Genomic DNA, 25,745 nt, shown 5'->3' with positions numbered 1-25,745 from the left:
AAATTTTAAGGAATTTCTGGCTTTTTATGATAAAATAAGTAAAAGTATTGCAAGTATGAGGTCCAGTATGAAACTAAAAACAAACATTAGCCACTTACACGGCAGTATCCGAGTTCCAGGTGACAAATCTATCAGTCACCGTTCCATTATTTTTGGAAGCTTGGCTGAGGGTGAGACCAAGGTTTATGATATTTTGCGAGGTGAAGACGTTCTTTCGACCATGCAAGTCTTTCGTGACCTTGGTGTTGAGATTGAGGATAAAGATGGGGTTATTACCATTCAAGGTGTAGGTATGAATGGTTTAAAAGCTCCGCGAAATGCCCTTGATATGGGAAATTCTGGCACCTCGATTCGTCTGATTTCAGGTGTTCTTGCTGGTGTAGACTTTGAAGTAGAAATGTTTGGAGATGATAGTCTTTCCAAACGTCCTATGGACCGTGTGACAATTCCTCTGAAAAAAATGGGCGTCAGCATTTCAGGGCAAACTGAGCGAGACCTGCCTCCTCTTCGCTTAAAAGGAACGAAAAATTTAACACCTATTCATTATGAGTTGCCGATAGCTTCTGCTCAAGTCAAGTCAGCCTTGATGTTTGCGGCTTTGCAGGCTCAAGGGGAGTCTGTTATTATCGAAAAAGAGTGCACCCGTAATCATACTGAAGATATGTTGCAACAATTTGGTGGCCATTTAAGTGTGGATGGCAAGAAAATCACAGTCCAAGGGCCTCAAAAACTGAATGGACAAAAGGTGGTTGTTCCAGGAGATATTTCCAGTGCAGCCTTTTGGTTGGTCGCAGGTTTGATTGTTCCGAATTCTCGTCTAGTGCTTAAGAATGTAGGTATTAACGAAACGCGTACAGGGATTATCGATGTCATTCGCGCCATGGGTGGAAAATTGGAAATAACTGAAGTCGATCTAGTCGCTAAATCTGCTACCTTGATTGTTGAGTCTTCAGACCTCAAAGGAACAGAGATTGGTGGTGCCTTGATTCCACGTTTGATTGATGAATTACCCATTATTGCTCTCCTAGCGACCCAAGCGCATGGCGTAACGGTCATTAAGGATGCTGAGGAACTTAAAGTTAAGGAAACCGACCGCATTCAGGTTGTGGCAGACGCCTTAAATAGCATGGGAGCAGATATTACTCCTACGGCAGATGGGATGATTATCAAAGGAAAATCAGCCCTTCACGGTGCTAGAGTCAATACTTTTGGAGACCATCGTATCGGCATGATGACGGCTATCGCGGCCCTCTTGGTTGCAGATGGAGAAGTGGAGCTTGATCGTGCAGAAGCCATCAATACCAGCTATCCTAGCTTCTTTGATGATTTGGAGAGCTTGATTCATGGCTAAGGTATTACTAGGATTTATGGGAGCTGGCAAATCGACTATTGCAAGAGGATTGGATCCTAATTACCTTGATATGGATGCTCTGATAGAGAAGCGCTTAGGTATGTCCATTGCGGATTTTTTCGCTGAAAAGGGCGAAGAGGTCTTTCGACAGGTAGAGTCAGAAGTATTAGCTGAGTTACTACAAAGAGATCAAGTTGTGTCAACTGGTGGTGGAGTGGTTATTTCTCAGCGAAATCGTGACTTACTCAAGACTAATTCTGATAATATCTATCTGAAAGCCGATTTTGAAACCCTCTACCAACGCATATCAGCTGATCAGGACAATCAGCGCCCGCTTTTTCTAAATAATAGCAAGGAAGAACTAGCAGCTATTTTCCAAGAACGACAGGCTTGGTATGAGGAAGTGGCTAGTCGGATTTTGGATGTGACCAAGCTAAGCCCAGAGGAAATTATAGAGGAACTGAGATGAAAATTGCTTATCTAGGTCCCAAGGGATCATTTTCACACCACGTTGTGCAGACAGCTTTTCCTTATGAGGAACTGCAGGCCTTTGCCAACATTACAGATGTCATCAAGGCCTATGAGCAAGGCTTGGTGGACTATTCTGTGGTGCCAGTTGAAAATTCTATCGAAGGTAGTGTTCATGAAACCTTGGACTACCTTTTTCATCAGGCTCGCATTCAAGCAGTGGCAGAAATTGTTCAGCCTATTCATCAGCAGTTAATGGTGATTCCAGGTCACACTAAGATTGAGAAGATTTTTTCACATCCACAGGCTTTGGCTCAAGGAAAGAAATTCATCGATGAACAATATCCAGATGCTCAAATTGAGGTGACAGCTAGTACAGCTTATGCGGCCCGCTTTATTTCCGAACATCCAGACCAGCCTTATGCAGCCATTGCACCTAGAAGTTCTGCAGAAGAATATGGCTTGGAACTGATTGCCGAGGATATTCAGGAAATGGAAGCCAATTTCACACGTTTCTGGGTTCTGGGAGCTGAAAAGCCTAGTATTCCCTTAAAAGCACAAACTGAAAAAATGAGTTTAGCTTTGACCTTACCTGACAACCTTCCAGGTGCACTTTATAAGGCTCTTTCGACCTTTGCTTGGCGAGGAATTGACCTGACAAAAATTGAAAGTCGTCCACTCAAGACAGCACTGGGTGAATACTTTTTCATTATTGATGTGGACTATGCTGATAAGGACCTGGTCCACTTTGCCCAAAAAGAACTAGAAGCCATCGGAATCCAGTATAAAGTTCTGGGTGCCTATCCGATTTATCCAATATCAGACCATGGAAAGGAGAGAAGATGAGTAAAGAAAGTCCTCTCAATCATCATGAAAAATTACGTTATGATTATTTGCTAAAAAATATTCACTATCTCAATGAGAGAGAAAAAAATGAGTTTGCCTATTTGCAAGAAAAGCTAACTCTTTCTAGGGTAAATAGTAGTTCCAGTCTGGAACAAGAAAGAGAAGAGCAGGTTGACTTACCAAGCTATGCGAACCGGAGTCGCTCACAATCCAAATCACAAGCACTCTCTGCTCCTCCCAAAAAGAAAAGACGGAAGCTCCGTCTTAAACGCATTTTTATGGTGATTCTCTCTCTTCTGGTCTGTGTGGCTTTAGCCATGGTATTCATGTTTTTGCGTGGTTACCAAGATGCTAGTGCAAAGAAAACTGCTGATGCCAGGGCAGCTCAAGTAGAAGTTTTTAATGGTCAAGATACCAGGGATGGAGTTAATATTTTGATCATGGGGACAGACGGTCGAATCGGTCAAAATAGTGCTGAGACGCGGACGGACTCTATTATGGTATTAAATGTTGGCGGCTCAGATAAGAAAATGAAGCTGGTCAGCTTCATGCGTGACAATTTGGTTTATATAGACGGTTACAGCCAAGTCATTAACGGTAGAAAACAGACGGATAACAAGTTAAACGTAGCCTATGAGTTAGGAGAACAAGAGGGGCAAAAAGGGGCAGAAATGGTTCGTCAAGTTTTGAAAGATAATTTTGATTTGGAAATTAAGTACTATGCCTTGGTCGATTTTCAGGCCTTTGCAACAGCGATTGACACGCTTTTCCCTGATGGGGTGACAATTGATGCTCAATTTTCAACATTGAATGGGCGTCCACTAACAGAAGCTACAGTCGGAGATGATTTACACGCTACTGAGACTGAGTCTCCAACCCAGACTATTAAAGTCGGAAAACAGCAGATGAACGGTTCAACCTTGCTCAATTATGCACGCTTTCGTGATGATGATGAGGCGGATTACGGCCGTACAAAAAGACAGCAACAAGTTTTAACAGCAATTTTAGAGCAAATTAAAGATCCCACTAAACTTTTCACTGGTTCTGAAGCTCTTGGAAAGGTTTTTGCTATGACCTCAACCAATGCACCCTATACTTTCCTCCTAACAAACGGTTTATCTGTTTTGGATGGAGCAAAAAATGGTATTGAAAAATTGACGATTCCAGAACTGGGTGACTGGGTAGATGCCTATGATGTTTATGGAGGCTTGGGCTTGCTGGTCGATCAAAACAAATATCAGAATAAATTGTCTCAGATGGGTTTGAGATAAAATAAGATGGGAGAATCAAAGCTTGAAGGCTATTTATCTAGCAGTCAGGCTTTGATTTTTTACAGTCTGCAATAGATTTTCACCCCCTATTTGTGGTATAATGAAACGATACGATAGAAAGAATAATGAAAAATATGACTGATTTAAAAGCAATTCAGGCTCGTAGTCTGGAGATGGCTGAATACTTTGTGGCCTTTTGCAAGGAACATGATTTACTTTGCTATCTCTGTGGGGGAGGCGCTATTGGTGCCCTTCGAAACAAGGGGTTCATTCCTTGGGACGACGACCTAGACTTTTTTATGCCTCGTAAAGATTATGAGAAATTAGCAGAATTATGGCCTCGTTATGCAGATGAACGTTATTTCTTGTCAAAGAGTAACAAGGATTTTGTAGACCGCAATCTTTTTATTACCATTCGTGACAAGGAAACGACCTGTATCAAACCTTACCAGCAAGATTTGGATTTGCCACATGGTCTGGCCTTGGATGTCTTGCCTTTGGATTATTATCCTAAAAATCCAGCTGAGCGGAAGAAACAGGTTCGTTGGGCCTTGATTTATTCTCTTTTTTGTGCGCAAACTATTCCAGAAAAGCATGGCGCACTTATGAAATGGGGAAGCCGTATTTTACTGGGGTTGACTCCAAAATCTCTCCGTTATCGCATTTGGAAAAAAGCTGAGAAAGAAATGATCAAGTATGATTTGTCTGAGAGTGATGGCATCACGGAATTATGCTCGGGTCCTGGCTACATGAGAAACAAGTATCCAATCGCATCTTTTGAAGATAATCTTTTCTTGCCATTTGAAGAAACAGAGATGCCCATTCCAATCGGCTATGATGCCTATCTCAGTACTGCTTTTGGCGATTATATGACTCCTCCACCAGCAGACAAGCAGCTACCACATCATGATGCTGTCATCGCTGATATGGATAAGTCTTATACAGAATACAAGGGAGAATATGGTGGCTAAGAAAAAAATCTTATTTTTTATGTGGTCTTTTTCTCTCGGAGGCGGAGCAGAGAAGATTCTATCTACCATTGTCTCTAATCTAGATCCAGAAAAGTATGATATTGATATTCTTGAAATGGAGCACTTTGACAAGGGATATGAATCTGTTCCCAAGAATGTACGAATACTAAAATCCCTTCAGGATTACCGCCAAGCCAGATGGCTCCGAGCTTTTTTGTGGAGAATGAGAATTTATTTTCCAAGACTGACTCGGCGCTTGCTGGTGAAAGATGACTATGATGTTGAAGTTTCCTTTACCATTATGAATCCACCGCTTTTGTTCTCTAAAAGAAGAGAAGTCAAGAAGATATCTTGGATTCATGGAAGTATCGAAGAATTTCTTAAGGATAGCTCAAAAAGGAAATCACATAGACGCCAGTTGGATGCCGCGGATACTATTGTAGGGATTTCAAAAAAGACTAGTCATTCTATCAAGGAAGTCTATCCAGATTATGCTTCGAAATTACGGACGGTCTACAATGGATATGATTTTAAGACTATTTTAGAAAAATCTCAAGAGAAGATCGATATCGAGATTGCTCCTCAAAGTATCTGTACCATTGGACGGATTGAGGAAAATAAGGGTTCTGACCGTGTGGTGGAAGTGATACGACTATTACACCAAGAAGGAAAAAATTACCACCTTTACTTTATAGGTGCTGGTGATATGGAAGAGGAACTGAAAAAACGGGTCCAAGAGTATGGGCTTGAAGACTATGTGTATTTCCTTGGTTATCAAAAAAATCCTTATCAGTATTTGTCTCAGATGAAAGTTCTCTTGTCTATGTCTAAACAAGAAGGTTTTCCTGGGGTGTATGTGGAGGCCTTGAGTCTGGGTCTTCCTTTTGTCTCTACGGATGTTGGAGGGGCTGAGGAATTATCCCAAGAAGGACGATTTGGACAAATCATTGAGAGCAACCAAGAGGCAGCTCAGGCAATTACGAACTACATGACTTTTGCATCAAACTTCGATGTCAATGAGGCTAGTCAATTCATTCAGCAATTTACAATTGCCAAACAAATCGAACAAGTAGAAAAACTATTAGAGGAGTAGCATGGAAACTGCATTAATTAGTGTCATTGTGCCAGTCTATAATGTGGCGCAGTACCTAGAAAAATCGATAGCTTCCATTCAGAAGCAGACTTATCAAAATCTGGAAATCATTCTTGTTGATGATGGTGCAACAGATGAGAGTGGTCGCTTGTGTGATTCAATCGCTGAACAAGATGACAGGGTGTCAGTACTTCATAAAAAGAACGAAGGATTGTCGCAAGCGCGAAATGATGGAATGAAGCAGGCTCACGGGGATTATCTGATTTTTATTGACTCAGATGATTATATCCATCCAGAAATGATTCAGAGCTTATATGAGCAATTAGTTCAAGAAGATGCGGATGTTTCAAGCTGTGGTGTCATGAATGTCTATGCTAATGATGAAAGCCCACAGTCAGCTAATCAGGATGACTATTTTGTTTGTGATTCTCAAACATTTCTAAAGGAATACCTCATAGGTGAAAAAATACCTGGAACGATCTGCAATAAGCTAATCAAGAGAGAGATTGCAACTGCCCTATCCTTTCCTAAGGGGTTGATTTACGAAGATGCCTATTACCATTTTGATTTGATTAAGTTGGCTAAGAAGTACGTGGTTAATACCAAACCCTATTATTACTATTTCCATAGAGGGGATAGTATTACAACTAAACCCTATGCAAAGAAGGATTTAGCCTATATTGATATCTATCAAAAGTTTTATAATGAAGTTGTGAAAAACTATCCTGACTTGAAAGAGGTTGCTTTTTTCAGATTGGCCTATGCCCATTTCTTTATTCTGGATAAGATGTTGCTAGATGATCAGTATAAACAGTTTGAAGCCTATTCTCAGATTCATCGTTTTTTAAAAGTCCATGCCTTTGCTATTGCTAGGAATCCAATTTTCCGTAAGGGGAGAAGAATTAGTGCTTTGGCCCTATTCATAAATATTTCCTTATACCGATTCTTATTACTGAAAAATATTGAAAAATCTAAAAAATTACATTAGAACGGGGGTGAGCAAGTGATTGATGGAAAACGATTATTATTTAGTTTGACCATAGTCAGCTATGCTTTGACACTAGTAAGTGGAATTGTGTATCTGTTTAATAATAACAATGTTAGCTTGCTTTCTACTTTATTGTTCTTACTGGTTAGTAGCTTAATTGCTTGTTGGAATGATATCAAGTATTACTTAATCCATTTTATTTTCTTTTTAACTATTTTTGTATTTCTGGTATCAAGGCCGACCATTGATTATTTTAGAGATGGCGCTTTGGATACCTATCATCCCATAGCCTATCGCTTTGCCTTTATAGTCGTCATGGTTTCTATTCTGGGCTTGACCACAGGAGGCGTCCTGGCTCGTTACTTCATAGCTAGGAAGAAAATAAAAGTAGCAAATATAGGAAATTCTCTAAAAGAGGTTTATACCAAGCGGTTACGCTTTGTTTCGCTAGGAGTTTTTCTTCTCACCTATCCTTTCTATTTCATTCGGTTATTCGAACGGCTCCTGTATCGCTTGCAGACTTCCTACTATGCCTACTATGCAAATTTTGAAAGTAAACTGCCTTATTTTACCTACATTTTGTCTACCTTTACGGTCTACGCAATGTGTATGTATCTGGCAACCAAGCCAAAGAAATTGCAGGCCACAGCAGTGCTTGTCTCCTTTATTGCAGCCAATACCATTCATTTGGCAATCGGGACACGAAATCCCTTTATTTTAAGTATTTTATTTGCTTTTGTTTATTACTTTATGCGGGAGCAAACTGAAAAAGGAAAATGGATTGGGTTTAAAGAAAAGTTAGCGATTTTTGTGGGTTCTCCTATTCTCATGTTAGCGATGGGAGTGCTCAATTATGTACGGGATAATGTCCAAGTTTCCCATACAGGTTTCTGGGATATCTTACTTGACTTTATCTATAAACAAGGAACTAGTTTTGGTGTTCTGGCTCGAGGTTTTCTATTTAACAGTAGCCTCCCTTACCGAGATTTCCGTAATTTTACTTTTGGTCCTGTTCTTGATTATTTTGCAAGGGGAAGCTTGGGGGCCATTTTCGGAGGAAAAGCCTTTGAACATACAACCAATAGTGTGGAGCTAGCTATCGATAGTAATAGTTATGCCCACAATTTGTCCTATCTTGTTTTGAACAAGGAATACTTGAAAGGACATGGTATCGGAAGTAGTTATATCATGGAGTTGTATACAGACTATGGTATGATAGGGGTCTTTCTACTTAGTCTCTTACTCGGTATGCTATTCATAGCCATGCTGCAAGTAGCCTATCGTTCAAGAACAATCCTATTTGCCTTGTCCCTACTCATCTTGAATAATCTATTCTTTATGCCAAGAAGTAGCTTTTCAGAAAGTTTCTTCAATCTATTTACAATGCAATTCTGGGGAATTGTTCTTGTGATTATATTTGTAGCAAAAATGCTTACAAAAGAGAACCAGTATCTACTCAACAAAGGAGAAAAAAATCATGTTTGAACATTATTCAGTAGCTGATTTGTTTGCAAATCTTTATAAAAAACGAAAAGCAAATATTTTAGCTCTCATCGCTTTATTTGCTCTTATTGCTGTACCATTTACAATTAAAGCAGTTAAGAATAAAAATACTGTCAAAGACACAACAAGTTATTCAACTTATATCAGCTATAAAATCACCCCTCCAGAAGATTCAGCTAAAACGATTTTGAATCATCAAATTGGTGGTTATAGTGATTTCTACGGGAAATTGATTGATGGGAATTTGAATGGAGCTTATCTTTTCAATGATGTAGAACCGAGTGAACTGAAAAAAATTGCCAGTGAATTAGACACGACAGAAACAACCTTGAAAAATTCAACGAATGACTATTGGTGGAAAAAATTGACCGTCTACTATATGATTGACGATGCAGGGGTCGGTGTGAAAATTTTGACACCAAGTAAAGATGTCAATGACTTGTTAGAGCGAAAAATTGATGGATTGATTGAGAAATTTAAACATGTCTATGCAAATGTAAAAATTGAAAAATTGGAAACCATCAACTCTAAAGAATTGAATGCAAATGGTGAAACAGCGCTTGGCTTAAATGTGAAAAACTTGATTCTCCGTTTAGCTATTATTGGAGTAGTCTGTGTGATTTTGGTTGTGATGGGAAATGTATTGGTTTATCTCTTTAATCCAACAATCAATAGAGCAGGTGATTTTTCTCAATATCAAATTGATTTTGTAACAGAGATCACAACAATTGCCAACCTAGCAGATGTTTTGTCATACAAAAATGCTGGACAGGAATTGACTATCGTTAGCTCAAACAAAGCTATCCTAGATAAATTGAAACAAAATCAAGAGTCTTTAAAAGGAATGCATTTTGTCGATTTACAAGATGTGCCATCGCTTTTAGAAAGAGATACAGTCCTTCTTGTTGAAGAGTATGGAGTGACTCGTTATAAGAAATTTGAGCAAAGTCTTCAAATTCTCAGAAACTTAAATCGTTCTATCCTCGGTGTAGCAACCTTTAAATTATAAGCATTCTGATGCATCAGGTCTTCAAAGTTGGCTAAGAGCCGATTTGGAAGGCTTTTTCTATTTGTCTGCAGAAATTTTCTTTTAGAGTCTTCTACAGAAGTTACCCTAGGGGAAATCTATCCGTATAGAGGAGCCTTCTTTTGATAAAATCGTAAAAATCTAGTATAATAGATAGAACTGAAAGTATGAGGTTACTAGCAATGAAAATGAAACAAATTAGTGATACAACTTTGAAAATCACGATGTCTTTAGAGGATTTGATGGATCGTGGCATGGAGATTGCTGACTTTCTCGTTCCTCAAGAAAAAACAGAAGAGTTCTTTTATGCTATCTTGGATGAGTTAGAGATGCCTGAGAGCTTTCTGGATACAGGCATGTTGAGCTTCCGTGTGACTCCAAAACCTGATAAGGTAGATGTCTTTGTAACTAAATCAAAGATTGACCAAAATCTAGATTTTGAAGACTTATCGGATTTGCCAGATATGGAAGAATTGGCTCAAATGTCTCCAGATGAATTTATCAAAACCCTGGAAAAAAGCATCGCAGACAAAACCAAGGATGATATCGAAGCCATTCAATCTCTTGAGCAAGTCGAAGCCAAGGAAGAAGAGCAGGAGCAGGAACAACAAGAAGTTGAAAGCAAGAAAGAGCCTTACATCTATTACATCCTTTCTTTTGCTAAGTTGGCTGACTTGGTGGCTTTTGCCCAGACAGTGACTTTTGAGATGGAAACTTCTGAACTCTACAAGATGAATGAGCGCTATTATTTGACCATTTTAGTGGATATTGAAAATCATCCAAGTCCATATCCAGCTTGGCTGTTGGCCCGTATGCGCGAGTTTGCGGATGATAGTGACATCAGTCGTTCAGTCTTGCAAGAGTATGGTCAAGTCTTGATGAATCACGATGCAGTACTTAATCTGCAAAAGATTGGTTCATAATTTTTAAAATCAATTTTCATCTATCAAGAAAGACGAATCATGGGATTCGTTTTTCTTTTTATACTGAAATAGTGATTTACTATAATAGGAATTTTCACAAAATTCTGTTATAATGGCTATATTAGAAAATTTCGAGGAGACAAACATGACAGTTAAAATTGCTTTACTAGGATTTGGTACCGTTGCAAGTGGCGTGCCTTTCCTCCTAAAGGAAAATGGAGAAAAAATCAATCAATCAGCACATTCAGAGATTGAAGTTGCTAAGGTATTGGTCAAGGATGAAGATGAAAAGAATCGCTTGCTTGCAGCAGGGAATGACTTTAACTTTGTAACCAATGTGGATGATATTTTGTCAGACCAAGACATTACCATCGTAGTGGAATTGATGGGGCGTATCGAACCAGCTAAAACTTTTATCACTCGTGCCTTGGAAGCTGGAAAACACGTTGTTACTGCTAACAAGGACCTTTTGGCTGTCCATGGCGCAGAATTGTTAGAAATCGCTAAAGAGCATAATGTAGCACTTTACTACGAAGCAGCAGTAGCTGGTGGGATTCCAATTCTTCGTACTTTAGCAAATTCCTTGGCTTCTGATAAAATCACGCGCGTGCTTGGAGTAGTCAACGGAACTTCCAACTTCATGATGACCAAGATGGTGGAAGAAGGCTGGTCTTACGATGATGCTCTAGCGGAAGCGCAAAGACTTGGTTTTGCAGAAAGCGACCCGACGAATGACGTAGATGGGATTGATGCAGCCTACAAGATGGTGATTTTGAGCCAATTTGCCTTTGGTATGAAGGTTTCCTTTGATGATGTAGCCCACAAGGGAATTCGAAACATCACACCAGAAGACGTAGCTGTAGCTCAAGACTTGGGTTATGTAGTGAAATTGGTTGGTTCAATCGAGGAAACTCCTTCAGGTATTGCTGCAGAAGTGACTCCAACCTTCCTTCCTGAAGCACACCCACTTGCTAGTGTGAATGGCGTCATGAACGCTGTCTTTGTAGAATCTATCGGTATTGGTGAGTCTATGTACTACGGACCAGGTGCTGGTCAAAAACCAACTGCAACAAGTGTTGTAGCTGATATTGTTCGTATCGTTCGTCGCCTGAATGATAGAACCATCGGTAAAGACTTCAACGAATATAGCCGTGATTTGGTCTTGGCAAATCCTGAGGATGTCAAAGCAAACTACTACTTCTCAATCTTGGCACCAGACTCAAAAGGTCAGGTCTTGAAGTTGGCTGAAATTTTTAATGCTCAAGACATTTCCTTCAAGCAAATCCTCCAAGACGGAAAAGAGGGTGACAAGGCGCGTGTTGTGATCATTACACACAAGATTGATAAAGCCCAGCTTGAAAATGTCTCAGCTGAATTGAAGAAGGTTTCAGAATTCGACCTATTGAATACCTTCAAGGTGCTAGGAGAATAAGATGAAGATTATTGTACCTGCAACCAGTGCCAATATCGGGCCGGGTTTTGACTCGGTCGGTGTAGCTGTAACCAAGTACCTTCAAATCGAGGTCTGCGAAGAAAGAGATGAGTGGTTGATCGAGCACCAGATTGGCAAATGGATTCCCCATGACGAGCGCAATCTTTTGCTCAAAATCGCTTTGCAAATTGTACCAGACTTGCAACCTAGACGTTTGAAAATGACTAGTAATGTTCCCTTGGCGCGTGGTTTGGGTTCTTCTAGCTCGGTTATTGTTGCTGGGATTGAACTAGCCAACCAACTGGGGAATCTCAACTTATCTGACCATGAAAAATTGCAGTTAGCGACCAAGATTGAAGGACATCCTGACAATGTAGCTCCGGCCATTTATGGTAATCTCGTTATTGCAAGCTCCGTTGATGGGCAAGTTTCTGCTATCGTAGCAGATTTCCCAGAGTGTGACTTCCTAGCCTACATTCCAAACTATGAATTGCGTACTCGAGACAGCCGTGGCGTCTTACCTAAGAAATTGTCTTACAAGGAAGCTGTTGCAGCTAGTTCTATCGCCAATGTTGCGGTTGCGGCCTTGTTGGCAGGAGACATGGTGACAGCTGGTCAAGCAATCGAGGGAGACCTCTTCCACGAACGCTATCGTCAGGACTTGGTGAGAGAATTTGCGACGATTAAGCAAGTAGCCAAAGAAAATGGTGCCTATGCAACCTACCTCTCTGGTGCTGGGCCTACAGTTATGATTTTGGCTTCTCATGACAAGATGCCAACGATTAAGGCAGAATTGGAAAAGCAACCCTTCAAAGGCAAACTGCATGACTTGAAGGTTGATACCCAAGGTGTCCGTGTAGAAGCAAAATAAAGAATAGAAGATAGGATGGGGAAACCACTTGACCAGAGGGCTTCCTATCCTTTTTTTGAAAAGAGGTTTATACTCAATGAAAATCAAAGAGCAAACTAGGAAGTTAGCCGCAGGCTGCTCAAAACAGTGTTTTGAGGTTGTGAATAGAACTGACGAAGTTAGCTCAAAATACTGTTTTGAGGTTGCAGATGTAAGCTGACGTGGTTTGAAGAGATTTTCGAAGAGTATTAGTTAAAAACTTGATAAAGGAGAAATAAAGATGGCAGAAATTTATCTAGCAGGTGGTTGTTTTTGGGGCCTAGAGGAATATTTTTCACGCATTTCTGGAGTGCTAGCAACCAGTGTTGGCTACGCTAATGGGCAAGTCGAAATAACCAATTACCAGCTGCTCAAGGAAACAGACCATGCAGAAACAGTTCAAGTGATTTACGATGAGAAGGCAGTGTCACTCAGAGAAATTTTGCTTTATTATTTCCGTGTCATCGACCCTTTATCCATCAATCAACAAGGGAATGACCGTGGTCGCCAATATCGAACTGGGATTTATTACCAGGATGAAGCTGATTTGCCAGCTATCTACACAGTGGTGCAGGAGCAGGAGCGCATGCTTGGGCGAAAGATTGCAGTAGAGGTGGAGAAACTACGTCATTACATTCTGGCTGAAGACTACCATCAAGACTATCTTAAGAAAAATCCTTCAGGTTACTGTCATATCGATGTGACCGATGCTGAGAAGCCATTGATTGACGCAGCAAATTATGAAAAACCTAGTCAAGAGGTGTTAAAAGAAAGCTTAACCGAAGAGTCCTATCGTGTTACCCAAGAAGCTGCTACAGAGGCTCCATTTACCAATGCCTATGACCAAACCTTTGAAGAAGGGATTTATGTTGACATCACGACGGGTGAGCCACTCTTTTTTGCCAAGGATAAGTTTGCCTCAGGATGTGGTTGGCCAAGTTTTAGCCGTCCGATTTCTAAGGAATTGATTCATTATTACAAGGATCTCAGTCATGGAATGGAGCGAATTGAAGTTCGTTCTCGGTCAGGCAATGCTCACTTGGGTCATGTTTTCACAGATGGCCCTCGGGAGTTAGGTGGCCTCCGTTACTGTATCAATTCTGCTTCCTTGCGCTTTGTGGCCAAGGATGAGATGGAAGAAGCAGGATATGGCTATCTACTACCTTACTTAAACAAATAAATCAGAGATGGTGGGTGCTTCCCACTTTCTTCATTTCTAGAAAACGAATAGAAGGGATTTATGAAACACTTACTATCTTACTTTAAACCCTACATCAGAGAATCGATTTTAGCACCTTTGTTCAAGCTACTTGAAGCTGTGTTTGAGCTCTTGGTTCCCATGGTGATTGCTGGGATTGTTGACCAATCCTTGCCCCAAAGAAATCAAGGTCATCTCTGGATGCAGATTGGCCTGCTCCTTATCTTTGCAGTAATTGGTGTTGTAGTGGCCTTAATAGCCCAGTTCTACTCAGCTAAGGCTGCGGTAGGTTTTGCCAAGGAATTGACAAACGATCTTTATCGTCATATTTTGTCTTTACCTAAGGACAGCAGAGACCGTTTGACAACTTCTAGCTTGGTGACTCGCTTGATTTCGGACACTTACCAGATTCAGATTGGTATCAATCAATTCCTACGTCTCTTTTTGCGAGCGCCCATTATCGTTTTTGGGGCCATTTTTATGGCCTATCGCATCTCGGCTGAGCTGACTCTCTGGTTCTTAGTCATGGTTGTCATTTTGACAGTCGTCATTGTAGGCCTTTCTCGGTTAGTCAATCCTCTCTACAGCAGTCTCAGAAAGAAAACGGACCAACTAGTTCAGGAAACACGCCAGCAATTACAAGGGATGCGAGTTATTCGTGCTTTTGGACAAGAAAAACGAGAGTTACAGATTTTTCAAACCCTTAACCAAGTCTATGCTAGATTACAAGAAAAGACAGGTTTCTGGTCCAGTTTATTAACACCCCTGACCTATCTGATTGTCAATGGAACTCTCCTTATTATTATCTGGCAGGGCTATATTTCTATTCAAGGAGGCTTGCTCAGTCAAGGTGCTCTCATTGCCCTCATCAACTATCTCTTACAGATCTTGGTGGAATTGGTCAAGCTAGCCATGCTGATAAATTCTCTCAACCAGTCCTACATCTCTGCGAAGCGAATCGAGGAAGTCTTTGCTGAGTCTCCAGAAGATATTCATTCAGAATTAGAGCAAAAGCAAGCTATCAGTAATCGGGTTTTACAAGTCCAAGAACTGACCTTTACCTATCCTGATGCGGCTCAGCCTTCTATGAGAAACATTTCCTTTGATATGACTCAAGGACAAATCCTTGGTATCATTGGAGGAACTGGTTCTGGTAAATCAAGCTTGGTGCAAGTCTTACTTGGTCTTTATCCAGCAGACAAGGGGAGCATAGACCTTTATCGAAATGGACGTAGTCCTCGTAATCTTGAGGAGTGGCGGTCTTGGATTGCCTATGTATCTCAAAAAGTCGAACTCTTTAAAGGGACTATTCGTTCCAACCTGACTCTAGGTTTACATCAAGAAGTAACTGACCAAGAAATTTGGCAGGCCTTAGAAATTGCGCAAGCTAAGGATTTTGTAAGTGAAAAGGAAGGACTCTTGGATGCCCTAGTTGAGGCAGGAGGACGAAATTTCTCAGGCGGACAAAAACAAAGGCTGTCGGTCGCTCGAGCAGTATTGCGCCAAGCTCCGTTTCTCATCCTAGATGATGCGACTTCGGCCCTCGACACCATTACCGAGTCCAAGCTCTTGAAATCTATTCGAAAAAATCTGCCAAATACGAGCTTAATTTTGATCTCTCAACGAACCTCGACTTTACAGATGGCTGACCAGATTCTACTCTTAGAAAAAGGAGAGCTCCTAGCTATCGGCAAGCACGAGGACTTGATGAAATCTAGTCAAGTTTATCGAGAAATCAATGCCTCCCAACATGGTAAGGAGGACTAGCATGAGACGACAAACTGCAAACCAGACGCTCAAACGTTTGGCAAAAGATTTAGCAAGCAATCCTTTCCTCCTTTTCCTAGCCTTTCTAGGAACTATTACCCAGGTTGGCTTATCAATCTACCTACCTATTCTGATTGGGCAGGTCATCGACCAAGTCTTAGTGGCTGGTTCTTCACCAGTTTTTTGGCAGATTTTCCTCCAGATGATCTTGGTGGTAATAGGAAATACTCTGGTGCAGTGGGGCAATCCTCTCCTCTATAATCACCTAATCTTCTCTTATACCAGAGACTTGCGAGAGCGAATCATCTATAAGCTCCATCGTTTACCGATTGCTTTTGTGGAGCGGCAAGGAAGTGGAGAGATGGTCAGTCGTGTAACCACAGACATAGAACAGTTGGCAGCTGGCTTTACCATGATTTTTAACCAATTTTTCATTGGTGTTTTGATGATTTTGGTTAGTATTCTAGCCATGCTCCAAATTCATCTCCTCATGACTCTCTTAGTCTTGCTGTTGACGCCACTGTCCATGGTGATTTCACGCTTTATTGCCAAGAAATCCTATCATCTCTTCCAGAAGCAAACAGAGACGAGGGGAATTCAGACTCAGTTGATTGAAGAATCGCTTAGCCAGCAGACTATAATCCAGTCCTTTAATGCTCAAACAGAGTTTATCCAAAGACTGCACGATGCCAATGACAACTACGCAGGCTATTCTCAGTCAGCCATCTTTTATTCATCAACGGTCAATCCTTCGACTCGCTTTGTAAATGCGCTCATTTACGCACTTTTAGCTGGAGTAGGAGCTTATCGTATTATGATAGGGTCCACCTTGACCATCGGGCGTTTAGTGACTTTTTTGAACTATGTCCAACAGTATACCAAGCCCTTTAACGATATTTCTTCAGTGCTAGCCGAGTTGCAAAGTGCTCTTGCTTGCGCAGAGCGTGTCTATTCTGTCTTAGAAAGTCCTGAGGTGGCTGAAAAAGGTAAGGAAGAGTTGACTAGTGACCAAGTTAAGGGAGCTATTTCCTTTAAACATGTCTCTTTTGGCTACAATCCTGAAAAGATTTTGATTAAGGACTTGTCTATCGCTATTCCAGCTGGTAGTAAGGTAGCCATCGTTGGTCCGACAGGTGCTGGAAAATCAACTCTTATCAATCTCCTCATGCGTTTTTATCCCATTAACTCAGGAGATATCTTGCTGGATGGGAAATCCATTTATGACTATAGTCGTGCCACTTTACGCCAGCAGTTTGGCATGGTTCTCCAAGAAACCTGGCTCAAGCAAGGGACTATTCATGACAATATTGCCTTTGGAAATCCTAAAGCCAGTAGGGAGCAGGTGATTACTGCTGCCAAAGCAGCCAATGCAGACTTTTTCATCCAACAGTTGCCGCAGGGTTACGATACCAAGTTGGAAAATGCTGGAGAATCTCTCTCTGTTGGTCAGGCCCAGCTCTTAACCATTGCCCGGGTCTTTCTGGCTATTTCCAAGATTCTTATCTTAGACGAAGCGACTTCTTCCATCGATACACGGACAGAAGTGCTAGTACAGGATGCCTTTGCCAAACTCATGAAGGGGCGCACAAGTTTTATCATCGCTCACCGCTTGTCTACCATTCAGGATGCGGATTTGATTCTTGTCTTGGTGGATGGCGACATTGTTGAGTATGGCAATCATCAAGAACTCATGGTTCGAAAGGGCAAGTATTACCAAATGCAGCAAGCTGCAGCTTTTAGCTCTGAATAAGCCTTTCTATTTTAAAATCTTATGAACGAAAAAAGTTGCCTTCGGGTGACTTTTTTGTTACAATAGCTAGAAAAATTGTTCACTGTAATACTTAATGAAAATCAAAGATTAAACTAGGAAGCTAGCCGCAGGTTGCTCAAAGCACTACCTTGAGGTTGTAGATAAGACTGACGAAGTCAGCTCAAAGCACTGTTTTGAGGTTGTAGATAAGACTGACGAAGTCAGCTCAAAGCACTGTTTTGAGGTTGTGGATAGAACTGACGAAGTCAGTAACATATATCTACTCCAAGGTGAAGCTGATGTGGTTTGAAGAGATTTTAGAAGAGTATAAATTGTCTTTTAGAAAAGGAGCCTATAATGAAAGTCTATCAGCATGTAAATATCGTGACTTGTGATCAGGATTTCCATGTGCATTTGGATGGTATCTTGGCTGTTAAGGATTCTCAAATCGTCTATGTCGGTCAAGATAAGTCAGAGATTTTAGAGCAAGCTGAGCAGATTATCGACTATCAGGGAGCCTGGATCATGCCTGGTTTGGTCAATTGCCACACCCATTCTGCTATGACAGGCTTGCGAGGAATTCGGGATGATAGCAATCTCCATGAATGGCTCAATGATTATATCTGGCCTGCAGAAGCAGGATTTACTCCCGACATGACTACAAGAGCGGTTAAAGAAGCTATGATAGAGATGCTCCAGTCAGGAACAACAACCTTTAATGATATGTATAATCCCAATGGTGTGGAGATTGAGCGGATTTATCAGGCAGTGAAAGATTCCAAGATGCGTTGTTATTTCTCACCGACCCTCTTTTCTTCAGATACAGAAACAACTGATGAGACCATAAGCAGAACACGAGCTATTATCGAGACAATCATAGGATATGAAAATCCAAATTTCAAGGTTATGGTAGCCCCACATTCTCCCTACAGCTGTAGTAGAGATTTGTTGGCAGAAAGCTTGGATATGGCAAAAGAGTTGGATATCCCCATCCATATCCATGTTGCGGAGACTAAGGAGGAGTCAGGCATTATCCTGAAACGATACGGCAAACGCCCCCTTGCTTTTCTTGAAGAACTGGGTTATTTAGAGCATCCGTCTGTTTTTGCTCACGGGGTTGAATTAAATGAGCGAGAAATTGAACGCTTAGCAACTTCTCACGTGGCTATCGCCCACAATCCTATCAGTAACCTCAAATTGGCATCAGGGATTGCTCCCATCATCCAACTGCAAAAAGCAGGAGTAGCAGTCGGAATTGCGACAGATTCAGTTGCTTCCAACAACAACCTTGATATGTTTGAGGAAGGACGAACAGCAGCCCTTCTTCAGAAGATGAAAAGTGGCGATGCCAGCCAATTTCCTATCGAAACAGCTCTCAAGGCACTGACAATCGAAGGGGCTAAGGTCCTAGGAATGGAAAATCAGATAGGAAGTCTGGAAGTAGGTAAGCAGGCAGATTTTCTGGTCATTCAACCACAAGGCAAAATTCATCTCCAACCTCAGGAAAATATGCTGTCCCACCTAGTTTATGCTGTCAAATCCAGTGATGTTGATGATGTTTATATCGCTGGAGAACAGGTTGTTAAGCAAGGTCAAGTTCTGACAGTAGAACTTTAGAAGAAAAATCACGAAAAATTTTAAAAAAAGTTTGCAAAAATCTTGCATTCTTTTTTTGACTATGCTATACTTATATACGGTTTGAAAAAACTGCCTAAGACAGTAGGGGAGCTCGACTCATAAGTATCCTACCGAGGACAAAACGTATCATGTAAAAAGAAGCGTATTGTACTTTCGTGTCTAGGTTTGGGCGCGTTTTTCTTTTGAAAAATTTCCCCAAGCAAAATAATTACGGAGGTGAACACACTAATGAGTGAAGCAATTATTGCTAAAAAAGCGGAACTAGTTGACGTAGTAGCTGAAAAAATGAAAGCTGCTGCATCTATCGTCGTTGTAGACGCTCGTGGTTTGACAGTTGAGCAAGATACAGTTCTTCGTCGTGAGCTTCGTGGAAGCGAAGTTGAGTACAAAGTCATTAAAAACTCAATCTTGCGTCGTGCAGCTGAAAAAGCTGGTCTTGAAGAACTTGCATCAGTATTTGTTGGACCATCTGCAGTAGCATTTTCTAATGAAGATGTTATCGCACCAGCGAAAATCTTGAACGATTTTGCTAAAGACGCTGAAGCACTTGAAATCAAAGGTGGTGCAATCGAAGGCGCTGTCGCATCTAAAGAAGAGATTCTTGCTCTTGCAACTCTTCCAAACCGCGAAGGACTTCTTTCTATGCTCCTTTCTGTACTTCAAGCGCCAGTGCGCAACGTTGCTCTTGCAGTCAAAGCGGTTGCAGACAACAAAGAAGACGCAGCTTAATCTTAAGCTACGCAGCGTAGCCTAGCTACGAAAAATCTATTATAAATTTAAAAACATATTTGGAGGAAATAACAATGGCATTGAACATTGAAAACATTATTGCTGAAATTAAAGAAGCTTCAATCCTTGAATTGAACGACCTTGTAAAAGCTATCGAAGAAGAATTTGGTGTAACTGCAGCTGCTCCTGTAGCTGTTGCTGCAGCTGGTGCTGCTGACGCTGGTGCTGCTAAAGATTCATTCGACGTTGAATTGACAGCTGCAGGCGACAAAAAAGTCGGCGTTATCAAAGTTGTACGTGAAATCACAGGTCTTGGTCTTAAAGAAGCTAAAGAACTTGTTGATGGTGCACCAGGTGTCATCAAAGAAGGTGTTGCAGCTGCAGAAGCTGAAGAAATTAAAGCTAAATTGGAAGAAGCTGGAGCTTCAGTTACTCTTAAATAAGAGGCATATACCAATTAGAAATCGGAATACTATAGTATCAGCCTTTTAGAATCGTGAACACATTTTAGAAACTGATAAATTAATTTAGTTTCCTACCAAAAACCCTACCAAAAATTAATTTGGCAGGGTTTTTCTTTTTAACAAATTTATCGTGGAGAACAATTGAATATTGTTCTCCTTTTTTTATTTTCAGGAGGGAAAATGACAAAAGAATTACAATCATCACGCTATATTGTCATTTAATTTTTAGTACGTGAAATGGGAATTGATATTGTTGAAGCCATCTCTCTTATGGCTGAATTAGAAAAAAGTGGCTTGGTTCGATTGGAATCAAGTGGAGATTTAATACTCAAAGAACTTGGAGGAGCGCTATGAAACGAATTACCGCAAATCAATACCAAACCTCAGAACGGTATTATAAATTACCTAAAATTCTTTTTGAGGATGAGAAATATATGGATATGAAATTAGAAGTAAAGGTGGCTTATTCAATTTTAAAAGATCGTTTAGAATTATCTCTTAGTCGTGGTTGGATAGATGAAGAAGGGGCGGTTTATTTAGTATTTTCTAATTCTAAACTGATGAGGCTGTTAGGTTGTTCGAAGTCAAAACTACTATCAATCAAAAAAACTCTTAAAGAATATGACTTAATTGATGAAGTTCAACAGTCTTCAAGTGAGAAAGGGAGACTAGCTAATAAGATTTATTTAGGGGAGTTGTCTACTACCCCAGTAGGTAATTCAAACAGGCCTAGTGTTAAAAAAAGACTAGGGCAGGTTGAAAATGAAACAGCCCCCGTCTTACATTCAGCCCCTAGTGAGACTGAAGTTAGTGAGACTAAATATAGTGAGACTGATTCTTTATTTATTGAGGATGAGGAGGATAGGAATACTCAACCTATCTTGAAAAGAAAAGTAGAAAAGGTCACAAAATATGATCGAGATTATATTTGGGGATTGGTACAAGATCAATTTAGACGAGAAGGTTTTTCTGAAACAGCCAGTGAAATTGCTATGACTGATTTTGAGAGAATCTATCAGTATGCTCTTGACAATGTTCGCTTTGTTAGACGAGCGGAAGTTTTGGCTGAATTTGTGTTTAATGGCTTGTATTCCGTTTGGAATAACCGTGTTAGAAAAGGAGGTGGTTAAATGTCGCCAATCGAGTGGATATTAGTTATGCTCATTGTCATTTCAAGTGGAGTGACAGTTCTGACAATGATAGTCGATAAGAAAGGGGTGATCAAGAAATGAGATTTATTGATTTATTTTCAGGTATCGGTGGCTTTCGACTTGGAATGGAAAGTGTCGGACACGAATGTATTGGATTTTGTGAGATTGATAAATTTGCTAGAGAATCTTATAAGTCCATTTTTCAAACGGAAGGAGAAATAGAATTTCATGATATACGAGATGTTTCAGATGACGAATTTAAAAAACTTAGAGGGAAAGTCGATGTCATCTGTGGGGGATTCCCTTGTCAAGCATTTTCAATCGCAGGAAGACGATTGGGATTTGAAGATACTAGAGGAACTTTGTTCTTTGAAATTGCTAGGGCGGCCAAACAAATCCAACCACGTTTTCTTTTTCTTGAAAATGTTAAAGGCCTACTCAATCACGATAAGGGACGGACGTTCACCACAATCCTTACCACGCTTGATGAATTGGGGTTTGATGTTGAGTGGCAGGTGCTTAACAGTAAGGATTTTGGCGTTCCCCAAAACAGAGAGAGGGTGTTTATTATCGGACATTCTAGAAAGAGAGGTACCAGACTCTTATTTCCTTTCAGACGAGAAGGTCAAGCAACTAACTCTGAGACTTTAAAAATATTAGGGAATTTGAATCCATCAAAAAGTGGAATGAGTGGTAAAGTCTATTATTCAGAAGGTCTTGCGCCAACCTTAGTTCGTGGAAAAGGAGAAGGATTTAAAGTTGCGATTCCTTGTATGACACCAGACAGATTAGAAAAAAGACAAAATGGTAGACGTTTCAAGGATAATCAAGAGCCAATGTTTACTTTAAATACTCAGGATCGCCATGGTATTGTCGTTGTTGGAGATTTACCAACTAGCTTTAAGGAAACTGGTCGCGTCTATGGAAGTGAGGGCTTATCTCCAACACTGACTACGATGCAAGGTGGAGATAAAATCCCCAAAATACTGATTCCAGAACCAATCCAATTTCTAAAAGTCCGAGAGGCAACGAAAAAAGGATATGCTCAAGCAGAAATAGGAGATTCCATCAATTTGGAAAGACCAAGTTCTCAGTATCGTCGAGGTAGAGTTGGAAAAGGTATAGCGAATACGTTAACAACTAGTGGACAAATGGGAGTAGTAGTTGCTAGCTATGAAGGAGAAGATAAACAAGTTTATCATGTAGCCGGTGTCTTAATAGATGGACAATTTTACCGTTTGAGAATACGACGAATCACTCCTAAAGAGTGTTTTCGCCTACAGGGATTTCCTGATTGGGCTTTTGAAGCTGCTAGAAAAGTCTCTAGTAATAGTCAGCTCTATAAACAAGCTGGTAATAGTGTAACCGTTCCTGTGATTGCCGCAATCGCAAAGAAATTAAAAGAAATAGAGGAAAAAGATGAAAGCTTTAAATAAAGAGTCAATACTAGATTGTGATGAATTAGAAACACAATTACATGATGCAGAAATCAAACAGCTGGATGAACAAATATTTTTGATGCCCAATTATCCATGTGAGTTTGAAGTGACATTTTTAGATGATTACCATAAAAAACACAACTACCCCCTATTTTACGAATCCTACCTTCAAAATGTTATGGAATTCCTTGAAAGTCAGGATATAAAGAATGGAGCTGATGCCTTTGTAGATGATCATCAAAATCTTGTTTTTGTTTTATATGGACAAGGCTATCGAGCCGAGGGAAAAGAGGGAATACTTACAACCCAAGTAACTGTAAAAGCTTATGATGAAGACAAGCAACCGATTAACTTCGCAAATTTATTAGATTCCTTAATCGTATCAGAATATCAAATGGAACCGAGTCTTTGGGAGGTCTCCCATGATTGATCTCTATCTAAGTAAAAATAACCATAGAAATCAACTTCTTTTAGATTTCTTTCAAAACTACGGAATAGAGGTATCTTGTCATTCGATTTCTGAAATGACAAAGGATAAATTAATTGAGATGATGAGTTATTCTTCAGATTGTTTTGAGTTTTTATCTCCCAATTTATTACGATTTAAGAACCGTGACAATCTAAGATTAACGGATTTTGTTGAGATGATCTTAAAAAATCCTGAACTAACCATCAGACTTCCTCTTGCGGTTTCAAATAAGCGAGTTTATCCAAATCTGAATCTGGAGGAGGCTAGAGCTTTATTGCCAAGAGATACGAAACAATTGATTTACATGGCACAAACACATTATTTATCTAACTAAAGGAGAAGAAATATGGCTGAACGATTTTGGGAGAACTTGTCCATTATTTTGGCTGAAAGAAATATCAGCTGGATTGAGTTAACCAGAAAAATGTTTGCGGGAGAGTTTCACTATCCAAGTGAATTGAATCGTTTGTATCAAAAGATTCGTCACTACAAGATGGAACAACGAATGCCTCAAAGTCCATGGGTAGAAAGGATTGTGCAGGTATTAGATTTAGATTATGAAGATTTATTTCGGAGGTAACTATGAAAAGAATAATTCCAGTTTATATATTCCAACAAGTAAATGTCCTATTGGTATCCCTATACTTACTGAAATTGCTTTGTATCGGTGAGTTAACTATACTACAGATTCTCTATTGTGGGTCGCTCATTTCTTTTTTATGGATGTATGATCAACGCAAACAAGCTCATAAGGTCAATATGAAAACTAGGATGAAATGGCTTGGTGTTGGATTTGTTAGCCTACTGATTATAAGTCTATGTTTTAGCCTGATTCATGCTCAAGGAACTACGAATCAAGAAAACTTAATTGGCCTTCAACATCAAGTTCCTTGGTTTTCATTTTTATTGTTCTTAATCAATGCGAGTATGGTTGAAGAATTTCTGTATCGAGAAATTATATGGAATTTGGTCAGAAAATTAGATATTCGAGTTGCTTTGACAAGTATTTTATTTGCCTTAGCTCATCATCCAGGAACCATTCTAGCTTGGTGTTTATATGTTTCACTTGGGATGTTTTTAGGGATGGTGCGCTATAAATCGGACTTATGGGGAAGTATGGGTCTACATTTGGTGTGGAACCTACTAGTTTATAGTTTACTGCTTTTTTAAAATAGGTGACCTGATTTATCTCATAAATCAGTAGTTTTTATAGGATTATTTTTAATTCGGAAACAAAAATGTATTAACAGCATAAAATAAAGAAACTAGGAACATTTTTTCTATTTTTTTAGAAATAAAATGTTGTATAGAAATTCCGAAAGAAATAATAAAATCAAAATAAAAATTAATAAAATAGGTATCTATGAACATATTGACATCGACAAATGTTCTCGCAAGACATAAAATACAAATAAAAAGAATAAAAATTGTTATATTTTTATATTTGTTGTTCTGTTATAAAATGAAAGAAATTGGAAACTAGTTTCTAAATCATGAAAAATATTGAAAAAAAAAAAATAAGTGTTAAAATAAAGAATGTAAACGTTTACTTTAACAAAGGAGCTCATATGTTACTGCAAAAAGAACTAATTCCAATGATAGAAGCTAACTTACCAAATATGGCATATGCTGAAAAAGACATTGCTAAATTCTTCTTAAAACAGCAACCTCTGACTAATTATTCATCTGAGGCATTGTGCGAATGCCTTAATGTATCCAAAGCAACATTGACTCGATTTGCGAAAAAATGTGGTTTTAAAGGTTTTAGACAATTCATTTTCAAATACCAAGAGATGATTCGTGAGAAAGAAAAGTTAGCATTGTATACAGAGGCTACAGAAAAAGTTTTATCCGACTATGAAGAAATGTTGAGAAAAACTTACACGGTTCTTGATGAAGTTCAACTTGAGCGTATTGCTGAGATGATAGAAACTGCTGAGCGTGTATATCTTTATGGTAAAGGAAGTTCTGTTCTTGCTTTACAAGAAATGAAGATGAGATTTATGCGTCTCGGAGTCATTGGTGAAGTATTATCAGACGAGGATATGATTTTGTGGAATAACTTATTACTTAATGAAAATTGCCTTGTCATTGGAGCATCCGTTTCAGGTCAAACTGATATTGTACTAGAAGGTCTTCAAAAAGCTGCGGATAAAGGCGCTAAAACAGTTTTAATGACTACAAGAAAATTTGACGAAGAAGATTGTTTCTTTGATGAACTATTGTTATTAGCTTCGACCAATCATCTCTCGTATGGCAATCGCATATCACCTCAGTTTCCAATACTTTTAATTACAGACTGCTTATTCTCTCATTATCTGGAAAGTCCAGAGAGACAATATTATTACAATCAAACTATTATCCATAAGGAGGAATAA

General features: G+C 39.7%; 26 protein-coding genes and 1 other annotated feature. All 26 genes read left to right on the top strand.

Going from position 1 to position 25,745, the window contains the following annotated elements; all coding sequences use genetic code 11:
* Nucleotides 1-67: 67 nt before the first annotated feature.
* Nucleotides 68-1,351 (top strand): 3-phosphoshikimate 1-carboxyvinyltransferase, encoded by a 1,284-nt coding sequence (gene aroA / locus SMIDD28_RS05730; protein ID WP_061425217.1) that lies wholly within the window; start codon nucleotides 68-70, stop codon nucleotides 1,349-1,351.
* On the top strand, nucleotides 1,344-1,820 hold the full coding sequence (locus SMIDD28_RS05725) for a shikimate kinase (RefSeq protein ID WP_061425216.1): 477 nt from the start codon (nucleotides 1,344-1,346) through the stop codon (nucleotides 1,818-1,820). Before aroA ends, SMIDD28_RS05725 begins: the two co-directional genes overlap by 8 nt.
* The gene (pheA, locus tag SMIDD28_RS05720) at nucleotides 1,817-2,665 is read left to right on the top strand and encodes a prephenate dehydratase (protein ID WP_061425215.1); all 849 of its coding nucleotides are present in this window, start codon (nucleotides 1,817-1,819) and stop codon (nucleotides 2,663-2,665) included. The genes SMIDD28_RS05725 and pheA overlap by 4 nt, the downstream gene beginning before the upstream one ends.
* Nucleotides 2,662-3,936: a polyisoprenyl-teichoic acid--peptidoglycan teichoic acid transferase Psr gene (gene psr / locus SMIDD28_RS05715; protein ID WP_061425214.1), complete on the top strand. Its 1,275-nt coding sequence runs from the start codon at nucleotides 2,662-2,664 to the stop codon at nucleotides 3,934-3,936. The genes pheA and psr overlap by 4 nt, the downstream gene beginning before the upstream one ends.
* A gap of 125 nt (nucleotides 3,937-4,061) precedes the next feature.
* Nucleotides 4,062-4,907, top strand: coding sequence for a LicD family protein (locus SMIDD28_RS05710; protein WP_081103225.1), 846 nt, complete (start codon nucleotides 4,062-4,064; stop codon nucleotides 4,905-4,907).
* Nucleotides 4,897-6,000: a glycosyltransferase gene (locus SMIDD28_RS05705; protein WP_081103224.1), complete on the top strand. Its 1,104-nt coding sequence runs from the start codon at nucleotides 4,897-4,899 to the stop codon at nucleotides 5,998-6,000. The genes SMIDD28_RS05710 and SMIDD28_RS05705 overlap by 11 nt, the downstream gene beginning before the upstream one ends.
* 1 nt (nucleotide 6,001) lies before the next feature.
* Nucleotides 6,002-6,988, top strand: a complete 987-nt coding sequence (locus SMIDD28_RS05700; RefSeq protein ID WP_061425213.1) for a glycosyltransferase family 2 protein — start codon at nucleotides 6,002-6,004, stop codon at nucleotides 6,986-6,988.
* Nucleotides 6,989-7,003: 15 nt separating this feature from the next.
* Nucleotides 7,004-8,473: an O-antigen polysaccharide polymerase Wzy family protein gene (locus SMIDD28_RS05695; protein WP_061425212.1), complete on the top strand. Its 1,470-nt coding sequence runs from the start codon at nucleotides 7,004-7,006 to the stop codon at nucleotides 8,471-8,473.
* Nucleotides 8,466-9,500 carry a teichoic acid biosynthesis protein TarQ gene (locus tag SMIDD28_RS05690; RefSeq protein WP_061425211.1) on the top strand — a complete coding sequence of 345 codons (1,035 nt, stop codon included), beginning with the start codon at nucleotides 8,466-8,468 and terminating at the stop codon, nucleotides 9,498-9,500. Before SMIDD28_RS05695 ends, SMIDD28_RS05690 begins: the two co-directional genes overlap by 8 nt.
* 200 nt (nucleotides 9,501-9,700) lie before the next feature.
* The gene (gene mecA / locus SMIDD28_RS05685; protein WP_061425210.1) at nucleotides 9,701-10,441 is read left to right on the top strand and encodes an adaptor protein MecA; all 741 of its coding nucleotides are present in this window, start codon (nucleotides 9,701-9,703) and stop codon (nucleotides 10,439-10,441) included.
* Between the two features lie 145 nt (nucleotides 10,442-10,586).
* A complete protein-coding gene (locus SMIDD28_RS05680; protein WP_061425209.1) occupies nucleotides 10,587-11,873 on the top strand; it encodes a homoserine dehydrogenase in 1,287 nt (428 codons plus the stop codon).
* 1 nt (nucleotide 11,874) lies between these two features.
* Nucleotides 11,875-12,744: a homoserine kinase gene (thrB, locus tag SMIDD28_RS05675; protein WP_061425208.1), complete on the top strand. Its 870-nt coding sequence runs from the start codon at nucleotides 11,875-11,877 to the stop codon at nucleotides 12,742-12,744.
* Between the two features lie 76 nt (nucleotides 12,745-12,820).
* Nucleotides 12,821-12,943 carry a hypothetical protein gene (locus tag SMIDD28_RS12405; protein ID WP_269139747.1) on the top strand — a complete coding sequence of 41 codons (123 nt, stop codon included), beginning with the start codon at nucleotides 12,821-12,823 and terminating at the stop codon, nucleotides 12,941-12,943.
* A gap of 60 nt (nucleotides 12,944-13,003) precedes the next feature.
* On the top strand, nucleotides 13,004-13,942 hold the full coding sequence (msrB, locus tag SMIDD28_RS05670; RefSeq protein ID WP_061425207.1) for a peptide-methionine (R)-S-oxide reductase MsrB: 939 nt from the start codon (nucleotides 13,004-13,006) through the stop codon (nucleotides 13,940-13,942).
* Between the two features lie 60 nt (nucleotides 13,943-14,002).
* Nucleotides 14,003-15,727, top strand: coding sequence for an ABC transporter ATP-binding protein (locus SMIDD28_RS05665; RefSeq protein ID WP_061425206.1), 1,725 nt, complete (start codon nucleotides 14,003-14,005; stop codon nucleotides 15,725-15,727).
* 1 nt (nucleotide 15,728) lies between these two features.
* Complete coding sequence (locus tag SMIDD28_RS05660) at nucleotides 15,729-17,477, top strand: ABC transporter ATP-binding protein (protein ID WP_061425205.1); 1,749 nt, start codon at nucleotides 15,729-15,731, stop codon at nucleotides 17,475-17,477.
* Nucleotides 17,478-17,834: 357 nt separating this feature from the next.
* Nucleotides 17,835-19,094 carry a TRZ/ATZ family protein gene (locus tag SMIDD28_RS05655; protein ID WP_061425204.1) on the top strand — a complete coding sequence of 420 codons (1,260 nt, stop codon included), beginning with the start codon at nucleotides 17,835-17,837 and terminating at the stop codon, nucleotides 19,092-19,094.
* A 75-nt stretch (nucleotides 19,095-19,169) separates the two neighbouring features.
* Nucleotides 19,170-19,305, top strand: a sequence feature (ribosomal protein L10 leader region).
* 38 nt (nucleotides 19,306-19,343) lie between these two features.
* Entirely contained in the window at nucleotides 19,344-19,844 is a 501-nt protein-coding gene (gene rplJ / locus SMIDD28_RS05650) for a 50S ribosomal protein L10 (RefSeq protein ID WP_001287281.1), read from the top strand.
* Nucleotides 19,845-19,918: 74 nt separating this feature from the next.
* Nucleotides 19,919-20,287 (top strand): 50S ribosomal protein L7/L12, encoded by a 369-nt coding sequence (rplL, locus tag SMIDD28_RS05645; protein ID WP_061425203.1) that lies wholly within the window; start codon nucleotides 19,919-19,921, stop codon nucleotides 20,285-20,287.
* Nucleotides 20,288-20,658: 371 nt separating this feature from the next.
* The gene (locus SMIDD28_RS05640; RefSeq protein WP_061425202.1) at nucleotides 20,659-21,438 is read left to right on the top strand and encodes a replication initiator protein A; all 780 of its coding nucleotides are present in this window, start codon (nucleotides 20,659-20,661) and stop codon (nucleotides 21,436-21,438) included.
* 98 nt (nucleotides 21,439-21,536) lie between these two features.
* Nucleotides 21,537-22,895, top strand: a complete 1,359-nt coding sequence (dcm, locus tag SMIDD28_RS05635; protein WP_061425201.1) for a DNA (cytosine-5-)-methyltransferase — start codon at nucleotides 21,537-21,539, stop codon at nucleotides 22,893-22,895.
* On the top strand, nucleotides 22,879-23,328 hold the full coding sequence (locus tag SMIDD28_RS05630; protein ID WP_061425200.1) for a hypothetical protein: 450 nt from the start codon (nucleotides 22,879-22,881) through the stop codon (nucleotides 23,326-23,328). The genes dcm and SMIDD28_RS05630 overlap by 17 nt, the downstream gene beginning before the upstream one ends.
* Entirely contained in the window at nucleotides 23,321-23,701 is a 381-nt protein-coding gene (locus SMIDD28_RS05625) for a thioredoxin domain-containing protein (RefSeq protein ID WP_061425199.1), read from the top strand. The genes SMIDD28_RS05630 and SMIDD28_RS05625 overlap by 8 nt, the downstream gene beginning before the upstream one ends.
* A gap of 12 nt (nucleotides 23,702-23,713) precedes the next feature.
* Complete coding sequence (locus tag SMIDD28_RS05620) at nucleotides 23,714-23,947, top strand: hypothetical protein (protein ID WP_000840776.1); 234 nt, start codon at nucleotides 23,714-23,716, stop codon at nucleotides 23,945-23,947.
* Between the two features lie 2 nt (nucleotides 23,948-23,949).
* The gene (locus SMIDD28_RS05615) at nucleotides 23,950-24,537 is read left to right on the top strand and encodes a CPBP family intramembrane glutamic endopeptidase (RefSeq protein ID WP_061425198.1); all 588 of its coding nucleotides are present in this window, start codon (nucleotides 23,950-23,952) and stop codon (nucleotides 24,535-24,537) included.
* A 398-nt stretch (nucleotides 24,538-24,935) separates the two neighbouring features.
* On the top strand, nucleotides 24,936-25,745 hold the full coding sequence (locus SMIDD28_RS05610; RefSeq protein WP_012972486.1) for a MurR/RpiR family transcriptional regulator: 810 nt from the start codon (nucleotides 24,936-24,938) through the stop codon (nucleotides 25,743-25,745).

It is taken from the genome of Streptococcus mitis, assembly GCF_001579045.1.
In the GTDB taxonomy this organism is placed as follows: Bacteria; Bacillota; Bacilli; order Lactobacillales; family Streptococcaceae; genus Streptococcus; species Streptococcus mitis_D.
Note: the sequence above shows the minus strand (reverse complement) of the source record. Positions and strands in the feature narration are given on the sequence as shown.